Annotated in this window: 4 protein-coding genes; 2 read left to right on the forward strand and 2 right to left on the reverse strand. The window is 58.6% G+C overall.

Translation table 11 applies throughout. The features are described from left to right. The first annotated feature begins 420 nt into the window (after nt 1-420). Together A1355_RS09485 and A1355_RS25175 are read left to right on the forward strand one after the other, a co-directional pair. Nucleotides 421-600 (forward strand): hypothetical protein, encoded by a 180-nt coding sequence (locus A1355_RS09485; RefSeq protein WP_064027360.1) that lies wholly within the window; start codon nt 421-423, stop codon nt 598-600. A 50-nt stretch (nt 601-650) separates the two neighbouring features. After that, entirely contained in the window at nt 651-812 is a 162-nt protein-coding gene (locus A1355_RS25175; protein WP_157197825.1) for a hypothetical protein, read from the forward strand. Between the two features lie 370 nt (nt 813-1,182). Here the strand turns inward: A1355_RS25175 and A1355_RS09490 are convergent, their stop codons facing one another. Both A1355_RS09490 and A1355_RS25700 read right to left on the reverse strand, forming a co-directional pair. Continuing rightward, nucleotides 1,183-2,196 (reverse strand): formylglycine-generating enzyme family protein, encoded by a 1,014-nt coding sequence (locus A1355_RS09490; protein ID WP_064027362.1) that lies wholly within the window; start codon nt 2,194-2,196, stop codon nt 1,183-1,185. A gap of 254 nt (nt 2,197-2,450) precedes the next feature. Then, nucleotides 2,451-4,387: formylglycine-generating enzyme family protein (locus tag A1355_RS25700; RefSeq protein WP_064027366.1), on the reverse strand; the 1,937-nt coding region annotated here is incomplete at its 5' end.

A 4,387-nucleotide genomic window follows, 5' to 3' on the forward strand; every position in this document is an offset into this window, starting at 1 on the left:
CGCTGGCTGAGCCGAATCGCTTTGGCTGAGCGGAGTCGCGTTGGTTCAGCGGAGTCGCGTTGGCTGAGCGGAGTCGAAGCCCACGCGGTTTCAACGACCCTCGGCCCAACCCAGTCGAACCCGACGACTTCATAGCCTGGACCGAAGCAGGTCGCCCTCCGGCGAAAATTCGGCGCAATCGGCATCGGCGGGACACGATATTTCGTATGCGTTACGAAATCCGGTAACCCGTTTCTCCGCCGACAAGCGTTTTCATCTAACCCGGCCACCCACACAAACACACAAAATACAAAAATATCAAATAGTTAAAAAATACCCAGCATTTCGGTCAAATTTGGCACTCGTCTTGCGATAACAGTACCGACAGACTTAACCAGTCTTCCAGACTATCGACAAACCGACATCGAGAGAGAAACCGCCATGAAAACCCAAGCCAAAACCAAATGCTGCCGCCGTTGCGGCACCCGTTTATCCCGCTGCGAACAAATCTACCTGGAAGGCGATCTGTGCGCGCTGTGCGACCAAATTCTCAGCGAAGCCATGGACATCTTCACCGCGCCGCGTCCCAAAACCAAGGGCGTGCCGCTACGCCACCTGTAACGCGCCCTATCCGGCGCTCGCTGCCACCAACCCATTTTCGGAGAACAACCATGCCGCTCGACAAAATAGCCAAGACCGCCGCTCTTGCATTCAAACGCTACGGGATTACCGCCATCATGATCGTGATCGGCGTGTTTCTGGCGACAATGAACGCCCCGGCCGCCACGGCAGACCAACCGACTGGCCAGAAGAATGTGAAAACCAGCACATAAACCGGCAAAATTTAACGAATTCAAGCGAGTAGACCTAACGATTGAAACGGGTCCGGCTACACTCCTAACTTAAGAACGGCACATCGCTCCGGCCCAGGTCGGAGCGTCACCGGCCCGAGGCAACATCCACCGATTCATCCAAGGACGACAGCCTTAAGGCGACCACCCACCGGCGGCCGCCTTTTTTTTGCGCCTGCTTCGCCTGGCCTCCCCATTGCACGACAACCATCCGTCACGCGCCGCCGGAGTACAAACCTAGGTTTGTACTCCAGTGTTCCCAACCGGTCAGCGCGACCCAACCTCGGGGCTCGCTCCGAACACCTGGTTGCTCCTAACATAGGCGGGGTGAACACCACGGAGGCCGCCTTTTTTAACGCCCGGTTTGCGTGGGCCGGTCGCCATCCCACAGCGCACGACGGCCATTCCCATCGCGCCGCCGGAGTACAAACCTAGGTTTGTACTCCAGTGCGCCAAACCGGTCGGCGCGTCTAAACCTCGGCTCGGGGCTCGCTCCGCTGGCCCGGCCCGGCGGCCCCGCCGGGACACTCGCGGCCTGATTGAGCCTAAGACAGATACGAAAGCTTAAAGTCAGGCCCACGTCACTAGGACTAACAAAACCTCGAACGGCGGAACGTACCCATCTAGCATCGTCATTCCAAGACCCTCCTCGAATGACTCGACGTTTATCTCCTCTTTGAGCATCATTGCCTATCGGATCAATTTGGGGTTGCAAGCTATAACTCCGCATTTCATCTTTACAGCATTCCCAAACGTTACCATGCATTTCATAAAGCCCCCATGGGTTGGCAGGTAAGCTTTTTACAGGCAATGGCTTTTCTCGAAACTCACCAGCTTGACCGCCTCTGTAGGGATAATGGCCTCGATAGTTAACCTGCAGCGGACTAATTTGCTCACCGAAATAGAAAGGGGTTGTCGTATTCGCCCGGCAAGCGTATTCCCATTCCGCTTCGCTGGGTAAATCGACTCGGCAATCGGACAACCGGATTTGCAGTTTTTGAAGAAATGCTTGCACATCGAGCCAGCTGACTTGCTCAACCGGTTGGTCAAGATCCCCTTGAAAATGACTGGGGTTATTGCCCATCACCGCCAGCCACAAGTCTTGGGTGCAAGCCGTGTCTGCAAGCCAGTAACCCCGGCTGATCGTCACCAGGTGTCGCGGACCTTCGTCATTATTTCTTTGCGGCTCGTCGTCCGGCGAGCCCATCAAAAACGTGCCAGGTTCTATCCAGCGGAACATTTGCGTGACGATACCCACATCTCCGCCATCAACCTCGATGGCCGCCCAAAGCCCATAGCGATCATCCCCCCAGGCATTGGCGAACGGCGGCGGAAACGGGTCGGGGAAGCGGGCGGGGTCTGTCATCGCGGATTACCGGGCTGGAAAATTGGTCGGTGACCCATGCAAACTGGATAATGCATCAGTCGCCGCTAAAGCGCCTCCTACGGGGGCCGACGGCACTCGCAACGCGGAAGAGGCGCCTGCTAAAGCCGGCGGCAGCCGTTGAGTTTTGCCGGCCGGCTGTGGATAGGCAAAAACCGGGAGTGCTTCGGCGGCGGTTGCGCGGCGACTAAACTCGTGTTGCGGCTGCAGGGCCGGTATCGCGAAAAAGTGCAGGGTCATGATCGGCGTTTCGGTTTGGGGTCCGGTTTGAAAATCGAAGCCAGTTTGTCGGCAAGCCCGTCCCGCTCGGTGTCGGCCTCCCCTGGCGCGTCGGGGCTCGCTCCGCTCGCCCGGCCCGGCGATCCCGCCGGGCCACCCGCTGCCTGACCGGGCCCGATGGACCTCAGGCAAAGCCGAAAGCCCAGGTCGTTGAAGGCGCGGTCGGGCTGGAACGCGCGGCGGAGGGCCGAGCGCGACCACCTGGCGATGTGGCCCCAGGAGCCGCCGCGAATCACACGGGGCCGATCTTGGCCGCTCGGCCCAAGCGGGTCGATTTGCGCCGCCGCGCCGTATTCGCGACGCCCATCCTTGCACCATTCGCCCACATTGCCATGCATTTCGTACAAGCCCCACGGATTGGCCGGCAGGGTTTTGACCGGCACGGTCCGATGCCGGTACTCGCCTCGCTCGCCGCCGGCATACGGAAAATTGCCGTGGTAGTTGACTTGCGCCGGGGCGATGTTGGCGCCGAAACTGAACGGCGTGATGGTGCCGGCCCGACAGGCGTATTCCCATTCCGCTTCGCTGGGTAAATCAGCCTGGCAGCCCGGCAGCAAGGCTTGCAGCGTTTCCAGAAACTGTTGCACGTCCAGCCAACTGACCTGTTCCACCGGATTGTTCGGGTCGCTTTTGAAATGACTGGGGTTATTACCCATCACCGCTAACCACAAGGCTTGGGTGCAGGCGGTGTCGGCCAGCCAGTAGCCCCGGCTGAGCGTCACCCAGTGTTGCGGGCCTTCATTTGCTGTGCGCTCCGGCTCGTCGTCCGGCGAGCCCATCAAAAAAGTCCCCGGCTCTATCCAGCGGAAGGATTGCGCTGCGGTGCAATTCTCCGTAGTCAGCAACAATTCGGCGAAGATTCCGCAACGATCGCGACCGAATCGCCCAGCCCAGGCGGGACGCTGTAAATGGCTCAAGTGATAGCGTTTTCCATCATGAATCAAATCGCAAGTTTGATCCGCTACCTGTTCGAGTATTGGTAAACGCTCGCCGTTTGGCTGGAATCGCCGGCGGCTAAATGGCGCATTGGTGGCAACCTCGACGGACTTAAATATCCGCGGCACATTCAACATCGACACGGCAAGGTTCGGTAACGGTTCGGTTTCCGGCCACAACCACAAGCGGGAGCCGACCTGTACCAGCCGGTAAGATTGCCGCCCATCGTCTGAAACACCGACCCGGTCCAAATCCGAAGACAGAAGTCCCACCGGTATCTCGGTCAGACCGCTCGAAGCCCACAATTCGCTCAGCCACGGCGATTGCAGTTTCTGAAACACGGCATCCCCCCAGTTTCGGGACAACACGTCTTGGGCAAACTCGGCCAGTTCTCTAGTATTGCCTTGCGCTCGCCGAGCCGCACGGAAAGCGGCTATCCAAGCTCTCGCGTCCACCACTCGCTCACGTCTGGAATTTGCCGCGATACCATTAACGTGACTTTCCCAAATCAAGGTTTCCAACACGCCGGTCGAACGGCCTTGCCAGTCGTGGATATTTAGAACGCAATCCAATGCGGCTTGCTGTTCTTCAACCGGCAAGCCACGAAAAAGAGCCCGATAGCCAGCTTGGTAATCAGCGGCCAAAGGCCGAGAAACCTCGCTGGCTCTGACAACCGGCCGATAACTCCAGACCAACCCTTCCAATCCGGGTTCGACGGCGGTATCGGGCCGTAAAACCCGGACGGCACGCAATAACGGCATCTCCACTCGCACACAAAAAGCCGTCCTGACAAGTAATTGTTCGCGCAGATGGCACATGCGCCTGTGCTCGGTCTCGCGTTGCTCGACCGTTCGCAAGCGGCCGGTTTGCGGTTGCAGATTTCCCACCGAGTCTAAGCAATAAATTTTTATCAATCGCGCGGTCTCGGCCTCGACTTGGCGCGGAGAATGCGGTACCC

Origin of the sequence: Methylomonas koyamae, assembly GCF_001644025.1 — a bacterium.
GTDB classification, from domain to species: Bacteria; Pseudomonadota; Gammaproteobacteria; order Methylococcales; family Methylomonadaceae; genus Methylomonas; species Methylomonas koyamae_A.